The sequence below is a fragment of the Massilia sp. CT11-108 genome (assembly GCF_047302915.1).
GTDB classification, from domain to species: domain Bacteria; phylum Pseudomonadota; class Gammaproteobacteria; order Burkholderiales; family Burkholderiaceae_D; genus Telluria; species Telluria orientalis.
In genome coordinates this window covers 1-272 of record NZ_JBKYMO010001517.1, presented here as the reverse complement: position 1 = coordinate 272, position 272 = coordinate 1, and the positions used below count along the sequence as shown (strand labels likewise).

The 272-nt window shown below is 72.8% G+C and carries 1 protein-coding gene; it reads right to left on the bottom strand.

Annotated elements, in window-relative coordinates; all coding sequences use genetic code 11:
- Positions 1-272: Ig-like domain-containing protein (locus tag ACEN88_RS35470; RefSeq protein WP_413347088.1), on the bottom strand; the 272-nt coding region annotated here is incomplete at both ends.

Genomic DNA, 272 nt, shown 5'->3' with positions numbered 1-272 from the left:
CCCAGGTGAAGCTCGCGCCCGGGTCTTCGCTGAACGTGAACGTGACGGTGGCGGTCTCGCCGGCCTTGAGCGCGGCGGCGTCGCTGGTAATCGTCACCGTCGGCGCCGCCGTATCCAGCACATAGGCCTGCGCAGCCACCGGCCCGGCATTGTCGACGGCGTCGACCACGCGCACCTGCAGCGTGCCGCTGCCGCCCAGCGTGGCCGCCAGCGACCAGGCCGTGCCGTTGACCTGCGCCGCCGTCCAGCTGGCGCCGTTGTCGAGCGAGACC